This is a genomic window from Pseudomonas sp. Pseusp11 (genome assembly GCF_047304405.1).
Classification (GTDB): Bacteria; Pseudomonadota; Gammaproteobacteria; order Pseudomonadales; family Pseudomonadaceae; genus Aquipseudomonas.
In genome coordinates this window covers 79,058-98,314 of sequence record NZ_JBGLZF010000012.1, presented here as the reverse complement: position 1 = coordinate 98,314, position 19,257 = coordinate 79,058, and the positions used below count along the sequence as shown (strand labels likewise).

General features: G+C 59.2%; 13 protein-coding genes. 2 read left to right on the top strand and 11 right to left on the bottom strand.

The window, feature by feature from the left end:
• Position 1 precedes the first annotated feature (1 nt).
• Genes ACCC96_RS12345 through ACCC96_RS12320 form a run of 6 tightly spaced genes read right to left on the bottom strand, consistent with a single transcriptional unit; the run spans position 2 to position 6,811 of the window.
• Entirely contained in the window at positions 2-880 is an 879-nt protein-coding gene (locus ACCC96_RS12345) for a hypothetical protein (RefSeq protein ID WP_413695952.1), read from the bottom strand.
• A 21-nt stretch (positions 881-901) separates the two neighbouring features.
• Complete coding sequence (locus tag ACCC96_RS12340) at positions 902-1,987, bottom strand: PAAR-like domain-containing protein (protein WP_413695951.1); 1,086 nt, start codon at positions 1,985-1,987, stop codon at positions 902-904.
• The gene (locus ACCC96_RS12335) at positions 1,987-3,024 is read right to left on the bottom strand and encodes a hypothetical protein (protein WP_413695950.1); all 1,038 of its coding nucleotides are present in this window, start codon (positions 3,022-3,024) and stop codon (positions 1,987-1,989) included. The genes ACCC96_RS12340 and ACCC96_RS12335 overlap by 1 nt, the downstream gene beginning before the upstream one ends.
• Positions 3,024-4,136, bottom strand: a complete 1,113-nt coding sequence (locus ACCC96_RS12330) for a DUF2169 domain-containing protein (RefSeq protein ID WP_019649126.1) — start codon at positions 4,134-4,136, stop codon at positions 3,024-3,026. The genes ACCC96_RS12335 and ACCC96_RS12330 overlap by 1 nt, the downstream gene beginning before the upstream one ends.
• 15 nt (positions 4,137-4,151) lie before the next feature.
• Complete coding sequence (locus ACCC96_RS12325) at positions 4,152-4,598, bottom strand: DUF6484 domain-containing protein (RefSeq protein ID WP_019649125.1); 447 nt, start codon at positions 4,596-4,598, stop codon at positions 4,152-4,154.
• An 11-nt stretch (positions 4,599-4,609) separates the two neighbouring features.
• On the bottom strand, positions 4,610-6,811 hold the full coding sequence (locus tag ACCC96_RS12320) for a type VI secretion system Vgr family protein (RefSeq protein ID WP_413695949.1): 2,202 nt from the start codon (positions 6,809-6,811) through the stop codon (positions 4,610-4,612).
• Positions 6,812-7,468: 657 nt separating this feature from the next.
• On the opposite strand from ACCC96_RS12320, the gene ACCC96_RS12315 reads away from it, so the two are divergent.
• Positions 7,469-8,488, top strand: a complete 1,020-nt coding sequence (locus tag ACCC96_RS12315) for a substrate-binding domain-containing protein (protein WP_413696008.1) — start codon at positions 7,469-7,471, stop codon at positions 8,486-8,488.
• Positions 8,476-11,496 carry an EAL domain-containing protein gene (locus tag ACCC96_RS12310; RefSeq protein ID WP_413695948.1) on the top strand — a complete coding sequence of 1,007 codons (3,021 nt, stop codon included), beginning with the start codon at positions 8,476-8,478 and terminating at the stop codon, positions 11,494-11,496. Before ACCC96_RS12315 ends, ACCC96_RS12310 begins: the two co-directional genes overlap by 13 nt.
• 165 nt (positions 11,497-11,661) lie before the next feature.
• On the opposite strand, the gene ACCC96_RS12305 is transcribed toward ACCC96_RS12310, so the two are convergent.
• From ACCC96_RS12305 to ACCC96_RS12285, 5 genes are all read right to left on the bottom strand, one after another.
• Complete coding sequence (locus tag ACCC96_RS12305) at positions 11,662-12,636, bottom strand: aliphatic sulfonate ABC transporter substrate-binding protein (RefSeq protein ID WP_413695947.1); 975 nt, start codon at positions 12,634-12,636, stop codon at positions 11,662-11,664.
• Positions 12,637-13,006: 370 nt separating this feature from the next.
• Positions 13,007-14,389, bottom strand: coding sequence for an LLM class flavin-dependent oxidoreductase (locus ACCC96_RS12300; protein WP_413695946.1), 1,383 nt, complete (start codon positions 14,387-14,389; stop codon positions 13,007-13,009).
• Between the two features lie 232 nt (positions 14,390-14,621).
• Positions 14,622-17,111 carry a TonB-dependent receptor gene (locus tag ACCC96_RS12295; protein ID WP_019649120.1) on the bottom strand — a complete coding sequence of 830 codons (2,490 nt, stop codon included), beginning with the start codon at positions 17,109-17,111 and terminating at the stop codon, positions 14,622-14,624.
• 37 nt (positions 17,112-17,148) lie between these two features.
• Positions 17,149-17,646 (bottom strand): RidA family protein, encoded by a 498-nt coding sequence (locus ACCC96_RS12290; protein WP_019649119.1) that lies wholly within the window; start codon positions 17,644-17,646, stop codon positions 17,149-17,151.
• A gap of 29 nt (positions 17,647-17,675) precedes the next feature.
• The gene (locus tag ACCC96_RS12285; RefSeq protein WP_413695945.1) at positions 17,676-19,250 is read right to left on the bottom strand and encodes a flavin monoamine oxidase family protein; all 1,575 of its coding nucleotides are present in this window, start codon (positions 19,248-19,250) and stop codon (positions 17,676-17,678) included.
• Positions 19,251-19,257 lie beyond the last annotated feature (7 nt).

The window sequence follows — 19,257 nt, the reverse complement described above, 5'->3', positions numbered from 1 at the left end:
ATTAAGGACTGGGTATGCGTGTCCAATTCGTTCCGTCAAAAGCTGCAAGGTGTCGTTCACCGGATGACCATAGACACTGCTCATTAGCGTCTAAGTATCTGAAGGTCTGATCGCCGGGAAGTCCTGTCTCGACCCTCTCCAGCTTGTCACCTTGTAGCGTGTAGAGTGCTGTGGTGGTTGAAAGCCAGAGTTGATCATTGAACCAGGCCATGTCCCAGAATGTGTCTTCGGTGAGCTCATGCTCAATGAGCTCCCAGCGGTCGAGACGACCTCGTATGACGATGCCCAACTGGCCTGAGATGTAAACCACTCCATCGGGTGCGCAGAGAACGTTTTCCAGAATGATGTTGGTCGGACTTTCGCTTTGCTGCCAGACGCCAAGCCGGCGGTACCAGATCTCGCCCCGATTGCCGGTGGCATAGATTTCATCTTCACCAAAGCCGTCGATGGATTCGAAGCCACTGAGGCTATCAGCGGTAGGATCTTCGACCACGCCTTGATCGCAGCGCTGCCAGACTCTGTCCTTTCGAATATAGACTTGGCGGCCGAAGCCTGTGGCATAGACACTCCCACCGATAGGGCGTATGTCGCGCAGCAGGCCGTGCTTACTGGGTTTTTCTTCGACTATATCCTCGTAGGCTTGCCCGTCAGGCGCAGCGCGATGCACGCTACCGTTGGCGCATAGCGTCAGAATTTCGGGAGGCGCGCCGCGAACTGCGCATATACCGGCGCAAATCGCTTGAACGTAATAGTTGTCCCATTCTCCGGTCCAGCGAAAAACTCGAGTACCGGGCTCGCGTTTGGAGTAGGCGAGCACGTAAACGCGGTTCTTATCGAAAACAGCTACTCGGCTCAGCGTCCAATCCAATGTTTGAGTCATATCGTTTCTGCTCCAATTGATCTACCAAGCACTGATAGTGACCTCTGGGATCATTTCGTGAGCCAGCGTTTTCTGATTGTCTTGAAGGTTGGGTGTGTGGGTCCGCACTGGGGTTTTGTCACTGACACCTAACGTATTCTTGTGATAGGCGTCTAACTGCGCTTCCAGACATTTCTTTGAGCATTTCGACTTTGGAAAGGTCTGCTGAAGCGCCCGCACGCCCGCTGAACGGGACTGGCCGTAGTTCCAGGCGTAATCCTTTTGACTGGGCGACGCTCTCTCTATGGCTGCCTGTTCCAGTTTGCCCTGGGCTGCATGCATGAAGCCATGATCCCCTTCATAGCGTCCGTTTCCGCCTTGAGGGCATTGCACGCAAATGCACGGTGCATCTTTTTCGTCGTAATTGGGGAATTGAGGAAGAGGCGTTTGGCGATCAGTTCCCGGCACTGTAAAACTATGGGCTTCAACGAGGTGGTGGCCGGTTTCGCCAGGACAACAGGCCACTTGACTGTTCTGCGCCTTGGAATCCGCCTGCTTCTTAGACACCAGCAAACACTTTTTTGCGGACGTACAGCCCTTGTCGTCACACTGTGCCGCTTTGGTATTCAGTCCCTCACAAGCCTTGTTTTTCCTGGCAATTTCTTTCTTGCAACGCTCAATGGGCGCCGTCGCTGTCGCGTCGGTATAAGCCCAAGGAGGCGTATTTCCGGGTTTGGACGCGTGGTTATGAGTCATCATGTCTAAATGCCTGACCACATTTTCCCCTTCGAACTTCACATCCATCGACCACGCAATGAAGTACACCTTCCCCTTGATCTTGCTCGTAATCACTCCTTTCTTCGGCGCGTTTCCGGCTTCATCTCCCGTACTAGTCTTGAAGTGACTCTTGTCCTTGAGCATCACCTCTTTGCCGGTGATCCTGACAGTTCGTGTACCCCTGGTCGTGTCCTTGGCCATGCCGGTATTCGGATAGGGGATGGGCACTCCCGTTGGCGTGGGCGGCGCCTGAGGCGGGGTGAAGCAGACATCCGGAAAGCAGGCGATCGACTTGCCAGCCGCCGCCTTGCAAGAAACTTCCATATTGTTGGCGTAGACCTCATTCGCCATCACGCAGCCCTCACAGTCTGGTAACTGAGCATCGCGGCGGCGCGTTCGCCGGCGTCGTTGCCCAAGTGGCAGAAGATATTCGGGCCTTCGCCATAGCCCTTGCGGCTGGCGGCCAGTGCCACGGCGAGCATCGCCGGGCCGATGGCGGCGCCGACTTCGCCGATGCAGTCGGCGGGGTGCCAGAGGTGGAAGAACTCCTTGCGCACGCGCAGGGTGCGGCTCAGGGCCAGGGACGCTTCCTTGAAGTAGTACTGCTCGCCGGAGATGTCGGTGAGCCGATAATCCATTTGCTCCAAACCACAGCCGACTTCGCTCAGGGCGGCGCGTACGGCTTGAGTCAGGCCGTCGGCGCGCAGGGGAATGTCTTCGGCCTCCACCGTGGCCTTCTCCATACCGAACCCCAGGCCGATGCAGGCCAATTGCGGTCCTTTGCTGGCAACAGGGGCGGCCAGCACCACGGCGGCGGCGCCTTCGCCGGGGATAAATCCGTTGGAGTTCTGGCTGGTGAGCAGGCGTTCGCGTGCTTCGAAAGCGGCCAAGGTCGGTCCGTTGAGGAAGGAGTCGACGCCGGCAATCAGCACATGGCGATGGCCGCCCTGGTAGATCAGCGTGCGTGCATTCAGCAGGGCCACGGCAGCGCTGACCCGACCACGGGCAATGACGTTGGAACCGGGATGAAAGCGCAGGCCCAGTTCGGCTTCGATGGCGTGCAGCAGCCCCTTATCGAGACCATCGAGGCGGCCGGGGCGCTCGACTTCCGCCACCCCCAGCAACAGCGGGGTCTTTTCCGGGGCGACGTTGGGGGTGCTTTGCAGCGCCTCGGCGATGGCGCGGGCGGCCATCTTGATCAGCTTGGTGCGGCCGCGCCAGGGCTGTTCCAAAGGCACGCTGGCGGCAATCAGCCATTCGCCGCCTTGGTCGATAAAGCGGGTTTCCTGGAAATTATCGATGGCGCAACGGATCGCCGCGCAGCTCGCGGGTGCGCTGAGGCCGACAGCACTGACCATGCCGGAGCCGATGATGCAAAGCACGGTCATCAGTCCGTCTCCTCGGGTGCGTGCTTGTCTTTTACCAGGGAGGAGAGCGACGGGTAGTAATCCTTGCCCAGTTCACGGGCGCGCCACCAGCCCGTGGACATCGTGCCGACCAGCACCTGAGCGATCTCGAACATGTTGCGCCGTAGCGGACGGGCGACACGCCAGGTCAGCTGCACCTGGAGCGCATCGGTGTCGATCAGCAGGGTATCGATTACCGCCTGCACAGTCTCATGACCGCCTTTTTTCAGGAAGAAGGTCACCGGCACGTCGATTTCGGGTATGCGAAAGCCCGCGCGCTCCTGGGGCGTGAGGTTGAGCAATAGCACGTCCTCGCCGCCTCGCAGATACTGGATCTGCTGATCGTCAGGGGCCGCCTGAAAGTAGCGGCGGTCGAAATCACCCGGCAGAAACGGAAAGCAGTTGGCCAACCAGGCATCGTCGTAAGTACCGGCGAAGCGGGCGCGTTGCGGCCAGCTGCGGCCGATGGGGCCGAGGGCCATCGGCCGGTAGTCGCCAGAGGGACTGTCGATCGCCTTGCCCAATTCCTCGGTGTTCGGCATCGGCATGCCAACGATGTCAGCACTACCCATGCGGCGTGGGAACCAGCCACAACCGGTCGGATTGTCCAGGTAGCAGTGACGCATTTCGGAGTCCTTGGCCATCGGATGACTGCCGCCAAAGGCCTGGGCATAAGAGATGTGCTGCTCGGTGAAGGGCTGCGGCAAGCCGGGAGAAACGCCCAATAGCCCCGGTTGCCACTGCCGGGGGCCGAGGACGGAAAAGGCTTTGCTCATCTGACCGACGCGAATGCCCGCAGCCAGTTGCCTCACGGGCCGCCCGCCTGGGGCATAGGCCTTGCCGCGCACCAGCACATCGCAGAATGGCTTGACCGGGGCGAAGTCCATTTCCTGCAGCGGGGCGCTGAGACCAGGTTCGCCGAGGAAGGTATCGGCCATCAGCAGCGGTTGCTGGCTGTCGGCGAGGGTCGCCGCGCGGCCGTCCAGCGGCAGATTGAAAGTGCCTTTGACCACCACCACCAAGGATTCGCGGCCATCGGGCTCCATGCCCTGGGTATAGGCAGCAAGCAGTTTGCTGGCGTTGAGCAGTTCCATGGGCCGAATACCTGTCTAGTTGATCTGCACCGAACCACCCTTGATGCGGTTGACCCCGCTGGAGCGGCTGGACAGGTAGGCGCCCTGGATAATCACTTTGCCCGCGCGGGTCAGGGTGATACTGGCCTTGCCGCAACGCAGCACGATCTCGCGTTCGGCACTCAATTCCAGGCGCTGGTCGTCCAGTTGCACGCAGGCAACCGGTGCGGGCGCCGCGGCCTGGCCAAGCAGGCGGCCGATCACTAGCGGGCGGAAAGGGTCGCCATCTTCGAACATCAGCGCCACCTGGGTGCCGATGTCCTCAGGGGCGAGCAGGGTGGTGCTGCGGGCGGCGATGCTCTGTTCCCCGGGGCAACCGGGGTAGATCACCAGGGGCGCGCTGGCCTGCGGCACGTCGAGCAGGACGCCAATGACCACGCCATCGATGCGGGCCTGGGTGGGAAGTGGGTATTGAACCGTCATACGCGTTACTCCTAGTTTTGCAGGATCTTGCGTCCCTTGATCACCACGTTCTTGTTGGCCTTGATGTTGATCGCGCCAGAGCCGTCTATGGTGATGTCCTTGCCGCGGATGCTGATGGTGCCGTCCTTCTTCATGACGATGCTGGCTTTGCCGGTGGTGATGGTCACCGAGTCACCGGCATCGATGACAAGGTCCTTGCCCACCGTCAGCGCATCGTCGTTGTCGATATCGGTCGTACGTCCTGCACCGACCTTGCGCGATTCGTTTGCCTTTACCGTGGTTGAAAGATTGGCACCCACGTCCACCGAGCGGTCGGCGCCCACATTGGTCGACTGGTAGAGGCCCACATTGACGTTTTGGTAGGCCCCGACATTCACCGTTTGAAAGGCACCGATGACAACTTCCTGCGCTGCGCCGATGGCGATCGTCTCGTTGATACCTACCGCATGGGTGCGCTGCAGGGTCACGGTCGCGGTTTCGTTGGCGCCGACGCTGATCGTGCGGTTGCTGCCAATGTTGATGGTCTCGTTGCTGCCGACGCGTTCCGTACGGTTGACGCCAATGGTGATGGTCTCGTTGTTATCGACGGTTTCGGTGCGGTCGTGTTTGACGTGCACGGTTTCGTCGTTGTCGATGGTCTTGTTGCGGTCGTGGCCGACCCAGTGGGTCTCGTCGTTCTCGACCTCGATGTCCTGGTTCTTCTCGGCGTGGATAAACAGTTGCTCCGCGCCTTTCTTGTCTTCCATGCGGATTTCATTGAAGTTGGCCGGTGAGCCGCCCTTGCTTGAACGGCTCTTCACGCCGCTCTGGGTGGCATTGGCCGGCAGCGTGTAGGGCACGGTCTGTTCGGCGTTGTAGACGCGGCCGGTGATGATCGGCCGATCCGGGTCGCCTTCGAGGAAACTGACAATCACTTCCTGACCGATTCGCGGGATCTGCATCGCCCCCCAGTTCTTGCCGGCCCAGGCCTGGGAGACGCGCATCCAGCAGGAGCTGTTCTCGTTGGATTGGTCGTGGCGATCCCAATAGAAGTGCACTTTGACCCGGCCATACTGGTCGGTCCAAATCTCCTCGCCCTCGGGGCCGACCACCACCGCGGTCTGCGGCCCTCGGACAATCGGCACGGGGGTCAGGGGGAGGGGGTGGAAAACCTGGCTGGCATCCATGCAAGCGAGTTCGCCCACGAACTGCTCGGAGAGATCCTGGGTGCCACTTTCATAGGGCTCCTGGTGGATGTGGTAGCGCGCGCTGACCACCAGGTATTCGCGGTTCTGGTCGTCGCGCTCGTAGCCGGTCAGCGTGAACAGGTGGCCGGAGCCCAGCCCGCGGGCACGGCCGCGCAGTTGTACGCGCTCGAACTGGCTGTGGATGGCTTCGATGCGGGTACGCGCATAGTGCTCGCCGTCGTTGCTCTGTGCGTATTCACCGGGGTAGTCGTAGAGCGGGTAGTCGCCGTTGCTGTGGCTGCGCGACACACTGGAGCGCACCCCAAGGTTGGCACGGGGGCGCTGGAAGTCGTAATCGTTGAGCTCCAGCGAACCGGGTTGGACTTCCCGCGCCAGTTGCCAATCGTAGAAATGATCGCGCTCGCGCATTTGCCGATCGGGCGGGTAGAACGGCACTGAGTCGTAATCTGCCACCGTGGAGTGGGCGCCATAGGCGTCGGCCAACACCAGTACATGACGCGCTTGCTCATGGCGGAAGTAGTAATAGATCCCTTCCTGTTCCATCAAGCGGCTGACGAAGTCGAAGCTGGTTTCGCGGTACTGCACGCAATATTCCCACTGGCGGTAGCTGCCGCTCAGGCTGTCTTCGAAATCGGAAAAACCGAGGTCGCGGAACACCTGCTTGATGATGTCCGGCACCGTATTGTTCTGGAAAATCCGGCAATCCGAGGTGCGCGTGAGCAGCCAGAACCAGGGCCGCAGGCTGATGTGGTAGCCGGCGAACTGGCCGTGGCCGGTCAGTTGTCGACAGCTGCAGGCAATGCCGTGGAAGTAGCGTTTGCCGCCGTCGTGCAGCTCCAGGGTCAGGCCCATCGGCTTGCCCAGCAAATGGTCGAACGTGATCGCCCGGTCTTCGGAGGTGAGGTTCAATTCATAGTGGAACAACCGCCCCAATTCTTCGTTGCCTTCCATGCTCCGCAGCAGCAGGACATCGCCGCCGAGGGGGCAGTTGACCTGCACCAAACGGTTGTTTTGCGTGATTGCCATGCACGGCTTCCTCTGCCTCGTGTTTGGGCGTCAGTCGGCCGTCTCGAATACATAACGCAACGTACGACTGAATCCGTTTCCAGCGGATTAACCTTCTGCCCAACGCCTCTTTGGCGTCATCTCTAACCCTTACAATTCAAGGAAGTGTTAGCGCTGTTCAATGCTTGTCAAGAAACTCTCCGACCAGTGGGGTGAACACTGAGGCGTTTCAAGATCGGTGATCGGAGGTCATTATTTAGTTTCTTTGGTTATAGGCTTTATTCTAAAAAGTGAGTACCCGCGCAATTTATTCAGGCGCGAATTCAGTCGTGCTTATGAAGAGCATCTTTCAAAGTTGCGTAAAGGATGAGTACTGTAAAACTAAAGTTCGCGCACTTTTAACCACTGAAGACCTGATGACAGCAGAACCGACTATCCTTTCGGATAGTTAACGCTGCACTCTTGGCAAAAAGGGACGCCATGCCAGACTATGATCGCGCCATCGGCTCCACACCCGGCATTCCATGCGGTGATCGAACCTGTCTGATCGGGCCCTGGTTACTCAGGCCCTGGCTACTCCGGATGGCTTCAATTACGGTTTTCTGTCTTTTCACGGCAACACCCGGATACGGCCAGAACCTGCCAACCGCGGCAGGTGTCGAAAACGCCACGGTAACGGTGATTCAAGCGCAGGAAATCGTTTCCAGGGCCACCCTTGAAGCCGTTCGCTGGAGCGGCCCTGAGTCCGGCCCGAAAGCCCAGCGGGGCAAGAGCATCGCCCTTGTCGCAGAGGATTTGCGTAACGGAGGCATCGTCGGTGTCGCGCAGGGCGCTCGCGAGGCAGCCAAGGCGATGGGCTGGACGCTGAAGATATTCGATGGTGCTGGATCATCGGCCGGGCGCGCAAAGGCCTTCTCCGATGCGCTGGCAGAGAAACCCGACGGCCTCATTCTGTGCGGTTCCGATGCCCTTGAGAACAATGCGGCGCTGATCCTCTTCGCCAACAGGGATGTGCCGGTGGTTGGCTGGCACGCCGGGGCACGCCCCGGGCCGATTGATGGCACACCGGTGGCCATGAACGTCACGACCGACCCGCTCGAAGTGGCTCGCCTTACGGCCATGGCGGCAGTGGCACAGTCAAACGGACACGCCGGCGTAGTCATCCTGACCGACTCCAAGTACAGCATCGCCATGGCGAAAGCCAAGGCCATGGAAAACGTCATTCGGGCCTGTCGGGAATGTACGTTGCTGGAAGTGCGCGATGTGGCGATCTCCGAAAGTGGCGAGAAGATGCCGGCGCTCACCAAGGAGCTGCTTCAGCGCTATGGCAAGCGCTGGACCCACGCGCTGGCCATCAACGATATCTATTTCGACTACTCGATTGCCTCATTGACCAACGCCGCAATGCCCAGTGACGGCATCAGTCTGTTGTCTGCCGGTGATGGCAGCGCTTCGGCTTTCTTGCGCATACAGGCAAAAACCTACCAGACCGTTACGGTGGCCGAGCCGCTCAACCTGCATGGCTGGCAAGTGATGGACGAATTGAACCGGCTGTTTGCAGGTCAGCCGGTGAGCGGCTTCGTAGCGCCGATTCACCTGGTCAATGCCGACAATATCGCCTTCGACGGCGGGAAGAAATTCCAGTACGACCCTGACAATGGCTATCGAGACATCTATCGCCACCTATGGAATCCCTGACATTGGACGTTATTTCCCGGCTAGGACGCCGGCTATTGCCGCAGTCGTTGCGCGCACAGTTCACACTGGCGTTCCTGACGCTGGCGCTGCTGATCCTGGCGGGTGGTGCCACAGCGGTCTACGCGTTGCGCACGTCAAACAGCGCCACCCGCCAGCTGACGGATGAACGACTGGTGCGCATGCAAAATGGGCAAGACATGGTGCAGCGGACCTTGCTGATCGAACGCCAGACCGATCAGCTTCTGACAACCCGTTCCCCCGACGCCCTGCGTTCAAGCTATGCGGCAACCGTCGAACAGCTTGAAGCCCTTGATCAACTGGTGCAGGAACTGACTGCCGCGAACAGTGGCGAGGCGATACTCGACATGCATCAGTCGAGTCAGATGTTCCGCAATACCGCCAACATTGTTGCGCAGCTGCGAGAAAGCCTGCTGCAAACCGAGGTCAGCTTCGAGCAAGCCCTGGAGGATCACGCTGCCCGGTTAACCGCGACCAAGACCCGGGCCAGCCTGGAACTGGCGGTGTTACTTTTCGGTCTGCCGCAGGCTAATGACAGCGATGCCGTGCAACGGCTGCGGATCCGATATGAGCGCCTGTCACGCGCCGCTGGCAAGTTACCCGACGCTGATGTGGAAACGCCCGATCTCTTCTCCCAGCGCCTGAGGCTCATCAATCAGCACAACGTCATCCAGCGCTTCAATGAGGAGTTGAAGAATGAGGCCGGGGTTCTGGTCGCGGTGGCCCGTGCGCAATCCAGTGCTTACACCGAAGACTATCGCGAAGCCGTGCAGCGCCTGGTCGAGGCCTCAAATCGTAGCCAGCAATGGGTGCTGATCATGTTGGGCGCCAGCCTGGTGTTCGCCTGGTTCGTGACCCGGGTCTTCATGGGCCGTCATGTGCTCGTGCGCCTGAATGAAATAAGCCGGCAATTGCGTCAGGAACGCACTGACAAAACGCATTTGATGATGGTGGAACATGGGAAAGACGAGATCGGCAACATGGCTCGCGCGGTGAATCAATTCCTCAAAGACCGTCTTCAGCTGGAAAAAAAAACGGTCCAATTGAGTATCGCCACAGAGCGGCTCGCCCTGCAAAACAACCGATTGGAGCAAGAAGCCATCATCCGTGCCGGACAAGGTCATGTCCTGGAGCTGATCGCCAGGAGCACCGAGCTTGCAGAAGTCCTCGATAGTCTGGCTCACCTGGTCGAGTCCCAACTGGAGGGGATGATGGTGTCCATCCTGGTGCTGGATGAGGATGGCAAACACCTGCTGCACGGGGCTGCCCCCAGTTTGCCGAAAGCCTATAACCAGCTCATCGACGGGATTGCGATCGGTCCAAACGTCGGCTCTTGCGGCACCGCGGTGTATCGACGAGAACCGGTCATCGTCACGGATATCGAGCTGGACCCGCTGTGGGAGGAGTACCGATCAGCCGCTGCGCCCTATGGATTTCGTGCCTGCTGGTCGACGCCGATTCTGTCCCATGAACGAAAGGTATTGGGTACGTTTGCCTTGTATTCCAACACCGTACGCAGCCCTAGCTCGACCGAGACGCGACTGATCGACATGGCGACACCTCTTGCCGGTATTGCGATAGAACGCCAACTGACCGAAAAGCGCATTCGCTATATGGGCGACCATGATGCACTGACCGGGCTGCCGAATCGCACACTGCTCGAAGACCGTCTCAAGCAGGCAATACTTTATGCCCAGCGCTACAGCCGGCTGGTGACGGTGGTGTTTCTCGATCTGGACAAATTCAAACTGGTGAATGACAGCCTTGGGCACAGTGCTGGAGACGTACTGCTGAAAACCGTCGCCCAGCGCATGCAGGAGTGTGTGCGCCGCACCGACACCGTCGTGCGACTGGGTGGCGACGAGTTTGTGATCATCCTGTTCGACCAGCCCTCAGACCTCGACGGCGTTACTCCAGCCCTGCACAAGATCCAGGAAGCCATCCTGCGGCCGATTCAGCTCAGCGGGCATACACTCCACGTCACCTGCAGCATGGGGTTGGCCACCTACCCAGCTGACGGCAGCGATACCGACACGTTGCTCAGCAATGCGGACGCCGCCATGTACCGGGCCAAGGAACTGGGTCGCAACAGTTACCAGTTCTATACGAGCGAGATGAATAACAAGGATCAGGGCAAGCTCGCCATGCAAGACGGGCTACGAAACGCACTCAACCATGACGAGTTCCTGCTGCTGTACCAGCCACAGGTGGATTTGCAGTCAGGTCAGATTATCGGCGTAGAAGCACTGATCCGCTGGCAGCATCCCGAACTCGGCATGGTGTCTCCAATCAAATTCATTCCGCAGGCCGAAGAGACCGGGTTGATCGTGCCCATAGGCGATTGGGTGATTCATACCGCGTGCAGACAGAACAAGGACTGGCAGGATGCGGGCTGGCCGCCGATTACCATGTCGGTGAATATTTCAGCACGCCAGTTCATCGAAAGGGACCTGATCGACCGGGTGAGGCATGCCTTGCAAGAGACCGGACTGGACCCGATGTACCTTGAGCTGGAGCTGACCGAAAGTCTGATCATGCAAGACCTTCAGCAAGCCATCAGCAAAATGAAGGAACTGCAATCAATGGGGATCAGTCTGTCGATCGACGACTTCGGCACCGGCTACTCCAGCCTCGCGGCATTGAAAAGCTTCCCCATCGCAAGACTCAAGATCGACCAGTCTTTCGTGCACGATCTGCCCGACAACGAGAACGACAAAGCCATCGCTACCGCAGTGATTTCGTTGGGGCACCAACTGAACCTCAAGGTCATAGCCGAAGGTGTCGAGACCGAAGAGCAGCAAACCTTCCTGCGTGAAAACGGCTGCGATGAAATTCAGGGCCACTTTTTCAGCAGAGCGGTCAGCGCAGAGGAAATCAGTCTGTTACTGCGCACGCCCCGATTACCTCAACCGAGCCGCATTACCAGCCCTGACACGGTAAGGCGAAAACGCGATGTAAAACGTCCACGCAGTCCAATGCCCGGGCATTAATGACTTGGCGTACGGTAAAACGCTGCTGTGTCAGAAGTGGTCCTCGCACTACGAAGACAACGAGCCCCACCCCATTCAAAGGCTGCGCAGGCAGATTACGGGACGACCGGAAGACATCGTGAGATCGAACAGGGTGTGAGCGTCAGCTCGTAATCGAAGACTGCCTTACGGTTTCCAGATATCGACGTCTCTGGCATCTACCCCCTTGGGCAATAAACCTGCGGCAAAAAAGGCATCGGCGATTTTCTGCTGCTCACCCAACTGGTCACCATTCACAGGCTGTACCTGGTAGCTGCGATGGGTGTTGGCCGATTCGACTGTTGCCACATCGAGGTTGCCCCACAACGGGCTGAGTATTTGTGCCGCGTCACGTGGGTTGGTTTTTACCCAGTCACCTGTCTTGTGCAGTTGTTCGTAAACCAGCTTGAGGACTTCGGGATGCACCTTGGCGTAACTCGTGCTGGCCAGGTAGTAGCGTTTATAACTGGCCAGGCCTGTGCCGTCGGCCAGGGTGCGCGTCGGCAGTTGACGTTGCGCGCTGGTGAGGAAGGGTTCCCACGTGACCCAGGCATCGACCTTGTTGTTCTCGAAGGCTGCTCGGCCATCGGCGGGTGACAGGTAGGCCGGTTGGATGTCCGAAAAACCCAGGCCTGCTTTTTTCAGAGCAGCGATTAGCAAATAGTGGGAGCCGGCCGCCTTGGTGACCGCGACTTTCTTGCCTTTCAAATCTGCCAGTTGCTTGAGGGGCGAGTCCTCGCGCACGACGATCGCCTGGGCGGAAGGCGAGGGCGCTTCTTGCGCAAAGTAGGTCAACTTGGCCTGCGCGGCCTGAGCAAAAATCGGCACGGTGTCCGCCACGTCAGCGCTGATATCGACATTGCCGACATTCAGCGCTTCCAGCAGTGGCAAACCACTTGAAAACTCATGCCAGCTCACATCGATGTTCTTCTGCGCGAGGGTTTTTTCCAGCGTGCCTTGGGTTTTCAACAGGGTGATCAGAGTCGATGACTTCTGGTAACCGATTCGCAGCGTTTCCCGGGCCTGAGCCGGCAGGGTAAATGACAAGGTCAGGGCAACCACCAGAACGGCCAGCACCGGACGACGGAATTTCGCTTCAGCATTTTTTGTGGACTGTGGCATGGCGCACTCTGCATTCAGCAAGAGAGAAGGGCTATCTGCCATGAAGAATATGGTTATAAAAAAAATTTTATAAATATTTTTTGGGAATTAACTTAGTGATTTCAAATATTCAATTTAGGAATAAATAAATTATTATTTATTCCTTTGTTGTTGTGGCAGGAGGCGCACCTTAATGCCCTGCGCATCCAGTGCGAATAGCCACTGTGCTGATGGAGTTGCTCGGTGAGGAGTTGCTGGCGCAATCACAAGTGATCGAAGAGTTGCCGGGAACGGAATTGAAAGTGTCCCTTGAAAGAACCACCGCTGCGCCGCGACGTTTTCCTCGAACGTTCGGCGACTGCTTGATGACGCTTGAGCAGTCGCCTTCGGGCTATAGCGCCTTGCCGAAGCGGAATGAAGCGCCATAAGCCGAGTCGGGTAAATGGCTGCTGCCATCTTCCCTTAACCTGGACCTGAAGGTACCGCTTTGCGGCTGGGTTCTGTAGAGACCGCGCTTCTGTAATTCGGGAATGATCAACTCCACGAAATCTTCGAGTGTGCCAGGGCTGATCAACGGATTGATCATGTAGCCGCTGGTGCCGGAAATGCGCGCGTGTTCTTCGATCCGGTCGGCTACCTGTTGTGGAGTGCCCACCAGGATCAGGTCGCTGCCGCGGGTGACCTTGGCAAAACGTTGCTTCACATCCCCGGCGGTCAACGGCTTGCCACTGCCATCGGGGCGCATGACATAGGACGTCAGCCCTTCGGTGTGGGTCGACAATGCATCGCTGTCGGCATAGCGACTGATATCGATACCTGTGTCGCCTGCATAACTGACCAGTTGCGCCTGAAGGTGGTAGTTGCTTTGCAACGCCTCATATTTGCGCTGGGCTTCAATTTCGGTTTTGGCGGTGACGATGCGCAATACAGTCAGGGACTTCACATCCTCACGCTGGCGACCGAGCGCCTGGGCCTTGGCCCATATGTCCTCCAGGCCCTGACGGATTTCCTGAGGGTTGGATTTGGCAATGAAGATCAGTTCAGCGTGCTTGGCGGCGAACTCGCGACCGCGACCCGACCAGCCGGCCTGGATCAGTAGCGGTGTGCGCTGCGGCGACGGTGAAGTGAGGTGCGGCCCGGCGACTCGATAGTGCTCGCCGACGTGGTTAATCGGCCGTACCCGATCACCCAGGGCATACAGCTGATGAGCTTTGTCCGCGACCACCGCATCGTCGGCCCAACTGCCTTCCCACAGCTTGTACACCACATCGAGAAATTCTTCGGCGCGTTCGTAGCGGTCATCGTGTTTGATCATCTGTTCAAGGCCGAAGTTACGCGCGGCGCTGGACAGGTAAGAGGTCACGATGTTCCAGCCCACCCGGCCGTTGGTGAGGTGGTCCAGGGTGCTGAAGCGCCGAGCGTGGGTGAAGGGGTGTTCATAGCTGGTGGTGACCGTGACGCCGAACGCAAGGTTTTCGGTGACCGCGGCCAGGGCGGGAATGATCATCAGCGGGTCGTTGGCCGGAGCTTCCACGGCCCACTTCATCGCGGCATTGGCATTGCCGCCAAAGACGTCGTAGAAACCCAGCACGTCGCCGAAGAATAGCATGTCGAGGTTGGCTTGATCGGCGATGCGCGCCAGGTTCGACCAGTAGCCCAACGAGTTGATTGCCAGACGCTCGTCAGCCGGATGCGTCCAGAGGCTCGGCGCACCTCCACATCCCACACTGGCTTGTTCGTAGAGTGCAAACAACAGAGGTTTTGGATCAGCCATCATGGCTCCTGAACAAATTTAAAGGGACGTTTCTGTATCAGCTCCAGCGCATAGATTGAAACGCACTATAAAAACAATATGTACTTCTTTAATGGAATAAGAGCCTTGTGTCAGGCTATATGGAACCTAAGCCTCAGGCGCCATCCTTACCGGGCTCGGCATTGCTCAGAATGAATGGCTGCACTTCGAAATACCCTGCGATCTTTTGCTCTTGCTCTGCGCGCCCGAGGAGTCAGAACGCGTATTGCAGGCGGGTGTAGTAGTAACCGCCGGTGAAGCCGAAGGGTGAATAGCTGCCCCAGTTATCGCCGAACGAAGAGTTGCTTACGCCGATATGGTCGGGGTACTTGTCGAACAGGTTCTGTGCGCCGACGGCCACGGTCAGTTGTTTGTTGATCGCATACGCCACGTCGAGGTCGGTGATCCATTTGGCCGAATACTCGCGATCCAGGCTTGGATCGCTTGAGCTGTTGACCTCGGTGTAGGTGCCATAACGGGTCAACCGCAGATTGACGTCGAAGTCGCTGATCGCCCAGTCGGCGGAGAAGATCATCTTGCTGCTGGGGGAGGTTTTGGTAATCAGCGCTCGCGATTGGCGTCCGAGCAACTGGAAGTTACTGCCCAGGGCGGTCAGTTGTGATGGTGTGTCGTTGACGCTGAGAATTTGCGTGTGGTTGTAGTTCAGCGCCGCGGTCCATCTCACCGAGCCGAACTGGTTCAGGTTCTGCCGGTAATTGCCGACCACATCGACCCCGGACGTTCGGGTGTTGGCGCCGTTGGTGAAGTACTGCGCGCCGGCGGTGGCGGGTACGCCGATGCTGTCGAGCAGGGCCGCGACGCCCGGTCCCTGGAAGCGTTCGCTGAGTACCAGGCGGTCACGCAGGTTGATCACGTAACCGTCCACGGTCAGGCTCAGGTCTTCGCTGGGAGTCAGGGCGAAACCGAGACTGAAGTTGGTCGAACGTTCGGGTTTCAACGACTCGGCCCCAAGGGCCTGGGCGCCGGCCGAATCCACCGGCAGAATCACGTAGTTGTAAGACTGGTAGACGCCATTGATGGTGTCGAACCCGGTCGAGCGCGCGGTGAATATCTGGTTGGCCAGCGACGGTGCGCGAAAGCCGTTGCTGATGGTGCCGCGCACCGAGAACACCGGGTTGAACTCATAGCGGGTACTGAGTTTGCCACTGCGAGTGCCACCGACGCCTTCGTTGTAATGCTCGTAACGCGCGGCGACGCCGAGGTACCACTGTTCGACAGGGTAGAAACCCAGGTCTACGTAGCTGGCGACGCTGTTGCGGCTGACTTTTTGTGCGTCATCAGGGCTGATGCCGTTGGTGACCTGAGCGCCCGGATCCGGCCGTTGGCCGGCGCGTGGATGGCCGGCGGGAAACACGTAGCCGCCATCGATATACGAGGCTTCGGAGCCGGCGCGGGTCTCATAGCTTTCACGTCGATGCTCGAAGCCGAAGGCAACATCCAGCGGCTTGGCCAGGCCGATTTCGTAGCTGTTTTTCAGGTCCAGGTTGCTGGTCAACTGGTCGGCGATGTAGATGCCGGAGGTGAACTTGTTCGGGGTGTTTTCACCCAGCGACGGGTTCTGGTTGTCGTAGGTGCGTTGCTTGGCGTAGTTGCGCCCGTAGGTGCTGCTCAGGTCCCAGGCCCAGCCGCCGAAATCCTCGCCCTTGGCACCGAAGGCGGACTGGAAGTCGGTTTCGTTGATCAGCCAGTAAGGACTGTAACCGTCGGGATAGCCATTGGGGCCGGTGGTGATGGTGTTGCGCCCATTGGGCAGACGGAAGTTCTGGCCGTCATTGTTCTCCCGGGTGGCCAGGGTCGAGAACGAATAAAGGGTGACGGCATCGTTCAGTGGCAGGTCGAGGTTGTAGGCGACATCGGCCAGTTGGCTGCGGGGCAAGCCGTAGCCTTTGTAGGTGTGGTGGCTGGCATCGGCCTCGCGCGGGTCGGGCGAACCGTCGGCCTGCGGATAGTAATGCGCACTGTAGCCATTGCTGCCGGCCTTGTTATCACGCTCCTGGTAGCGAGTGTCGAGCGAGACATTGAGCACACCGGCTTCGCCGACCTGAAAACCATAATTGAGCGCTTCCTGCGCGGTCCCGCGTTTACCATCGTAGCCTTGGCCGAGGGTGGTGTCGGAACTGCCGCCGGTGGTCTGCTTGAGGATGATGTTGATCACCCCGGAGATCGCATCCGAGCCGTACTGTGCCGCCGCGCCATCGCGCAGCACCTCGATGTGATCGATGGACGCCACCGGGATCAGGTCGAGATCGCTGGGCGCCGCGCCGCTGTTGATGCCGTTGATGTTCAGCGTGGCGCTGGTATGCCGGCGTTTGCCGTTGACCAGCACCAACACATGGGACGCGGTCAGTCCCCGCAGGGTCGCCGAGCGAACCACGCCGCTGGCATCCCAACCAGCACGGTCGGGCAGGTTGAAGGAGGGGATGAATTTGCTCAGCGCCTCCAACAAACTCGGTTTGCCCACCGAACGCAATTGTTCTCCGGTTACCACGTCGATCGGTGTCGGGCTGGTGGTGACGGTGCGTTCGACAGTGCCACGGTTACCCGTGACGACCACGGTGTCGAGGGTCGGTGAGGTGCTTTCGGCAGCCTCGATGTTGAACGAAGCCAAGCCGCAGGCAATCGACAGCGGCAGTAATAACGGACGGTAAGTCGGCGCCGTGCGGCGCGCTGGGCAGTTGAGCATCAACGTGGAACTCCGTGAATGTCGGATGATGGCCGTGTCACTTCTTGCGCGCGGCGACGGCTTCGATTTCGACCAGCCCGCCCGGCAACGGCAGGGCGACCACCTGCACGGCGGTGCGCGCCGGTTTGTTCGGTTGCGCGGTGCTGCCGAAGAACGGCGTATAGCCTTCCTGCAACCCGGCGAAATCGAGCTTGCCGCCCTTGGCCGGATCACCCACCAGGAACACCCGGAGTTGCACCACATCACCCAGGTCCAGGCCTTGGCTTTGCAGTACGCCTTTGAGCTTGTTGAGGATCGAGGTGGTCTGGGTTGCGGTGTCGCCATAGGCGGCGAAGGTATCCTTCGCTGCTTTTGGGTCATGCAGGTCGGCGAGCAGGCCACTGACGAACAGCAGGTCGGTTTGCGCCGGCACCGACACCGCCAGCGAAATCGGGAAGTTCGAGTTGGGCAGGGCGACGCGTTTGATCTCGTCGGCGTGGCTGCTGAGGGCGGTCGCGGTCATGAGGAGTCCTGTGAGCAAAGTCATGGTTTTCATCGGTCAGTCCTTTATTGGATTGGAAAAAGTCAGGCAGCAACGCCCGGTCGCTGGCGTTCGGCATGGCGGCCGATCAGGGAAACGATGCGTCGCGCCGAGTCGGCGGCGCTGTTCTGCCAGATGCCGACGCCACCATGGGCGAGGGCGTCGCTGGCCAGATACGTGCGGCCCTGGGGTTCGTTGAGGATCTGGTAAGCGCTCTCGCCGACCTCGTCATTGACGATCCACGGGCCTTTGCTGAAGGGCACCTTGGCCCAGTTGATGGCCACCGGTTTTTGCAGTTTGGTGCTGTGTCCGGGGTGCAGCAGTTCGACCGCTTGCCGCGAGGAGGCGAACTGTTCGGCGAGGGATTTTTTGCTGAAGGCCTGGGCCGATTCGCTGGTGTTGTAGGCCGCGACCAGAATGCCCTGGGCACTGTTCAGCCGATCACTGGGGTACCACAAACCTTTGACTTCATGGTCCAGATACGACAATCCGCCGTAGATGTTGAAGTCGGTTTCCCAGAAGCGCGGTGACTGCCAGGCGACTTTGTTGGCCTGATCGCTTTGTGCGCTGAGAATCGCTTGCTTGAAGGGGGCACTGAAGTTGCTCGGTAGTTTGGCCAGCAACGGCAGGGGCACAGTGACGATGGCGTAATCGGCGCTCAGAGTCTGGTCTGTGCCGGTCTTGCGGTTCCGGTAGGTGATGCGGCTGCCGTTTTCGGAGGTCTGAATATCGCTGACTTCGGCGTTGAAACGCACCGCATCCTTGAGCTTGTCGTAGAGCGCGTAGGGAATCCGGTCCATGCCGCCAACCGGTTGGAACATGGTCGAGGAAAACTCCGGGATTTCATCGAACACCAACGCACCCCAGAGCTTGGGGTTGAGCAGGGTCTGTAGCTCCAGCGGTGCACGGGTGATGCCGGTTTGATCGCCGGCACCGGGGATACGGGTGTAACCCGAGCGCACCGAACCTTTGTACTTGAAGTCGGCGTTGAGGTCGCCATAGACCTTGAGGAAGTTCAACAGTGCCTGACGGTCGTCGACGCTCAAGTCCTGGTCCAGGGCTTTGCGGCTGACGGTTCTCGCCAGCAGTTCCGATAGTTGCCCGCGAGTGTCGTTGACCGCCTGGCGCAATTGGAAGGCCGGTCGTTTCGGGTCCGGCAAGGCCAGTGCGTTGCGGCTGCTGTTGACCAGCACTTGCAGCTCCACGCCCAACTCGCGGCAGTAGCCGAGGATCGTTTGGTGATGGCTGGGAATGCGCGCGGGACCGGCGTTGAAAAAGTGCCCGTCATCGAAGTCGACGGTCTGGCTGACCCCGTCGTCGAAATCGACTTTGGTGCCACGCCGCAGGGTCCAGTTGCGTCCGCCCACTCGCTCTCGGGCTTCGAGTATGGTCACGGTAAAGCCAGCCTTGCGCAGTTCATAGGCACTGACCAACCCGGAAATACCGGCGCCGACCACCACCACATGCTTGCCTTTGCCACTGCTGCCCAGTTGCAACGGGTTGAAGCTCGCCGCCACGGCCTGAGGTGTGAGCCCCAGCGCGCCGAGGGCGCCGACAGCAGCGGAATAGCCACCGACGGCGGCAATACGGGAAATCAGTTCTCTGCGGGTAAAAGCCATCGTGGTG

What these genes read in the sequence shown, in the direction of transcription:
- ACCC96_RS12345 (WP_413695952.1), bottom strand. Translation starts at nt 880, where the DNA reads ATGACTCAAACATTGGATTGGACGCTGAGCCGAGTAGCTGTTTTCGAT.
- ACCC96_RS12340 (WP_413695951.1), bottom strand. Translation starts at nt 1,987, where the DNA reads ATGGCGAATGAGGTCTACGCCAACAATATGGAAGTTTCTTGCAAGGCG.
- ACCC96_RS12335 (WP_413695950.1), bottom strand. Translation starts at nt 3,024, where the DNA reads ATGACCGTGCTTTGCATCATCGGCTCCGGCATGGTCAGTGCTGTCGGC.
- ACCC96_RS12330 (WP_019649126.1), bottom strand. Translation starts at nt 4,136, where the DNA reads ATGGAACTGCTCAACGCCAGCAAACTGCTTGCTGCCTATACCCAGGGC.
- ACCC96_RS12325 (WP_019649125.1), bottom strand. Translation starts at nt 4,598, where the DNA reads ATGACGGTTCAATACCCACTTCCCACCCAGGCCCGCATCGATGGCGTG.
- ACCC96_RS12320 (WP_413695949.1), bottom strand. Translation starts at nt 6,811, where the DNA reads ATGGCAATCACGCAAAACAACCGTTTGGTGCAGGTCAACTGCCCCCTC.
- ACCC96_RS12310 (WP_413695948.1), top strand. Translation starts at nt 8,476, where the DNA reads ATGGAATCCCTGACATTGGACGTTATTTCCCGGCTAGGACGCCGGCTA.
- ACCC96_RS12305 (WP_413695947.1), bottom strand. Translation starts at nt 12,636, where the DNA reads ATGCCACAGTCCACAAAAAATGCTGAAGCGAAATTCCGTCGTCCGGTG.
- ACCC96_RS12300 (WP_413695946.1), bottom strand. Translation starts at nt 14,389, where the DNA reads ATGGCTGATCCAAAACCTCTGTTGTTTGCACTCTACGAACAAGCCAGT.
- ACCC96_RS12295 (WP_019649120.1), bottom strand. Translation starts at nt 17,111, where the DNA reads ATGCTCAACTGCCCAGCGCGCCGCACGGCGCCGACTTACCGTCCGTTA.
- ACCC96_RS12290 (WP_019649119.1), bottom strand. Translation starts at nt 17,646, where the DNA reads ATGAAAACCATGACTTTGCTCACAGGACTCCTCATGACCGCGACCGCC.
- ACCC96_RS12285 (WP_413695945.1), bottom strand. Translation starts at nt 19,250, where the DNA reads ATGGCTTTTACCCGCAGAGAACTGATTTCCCGTATTGCCGCCGTCGGT.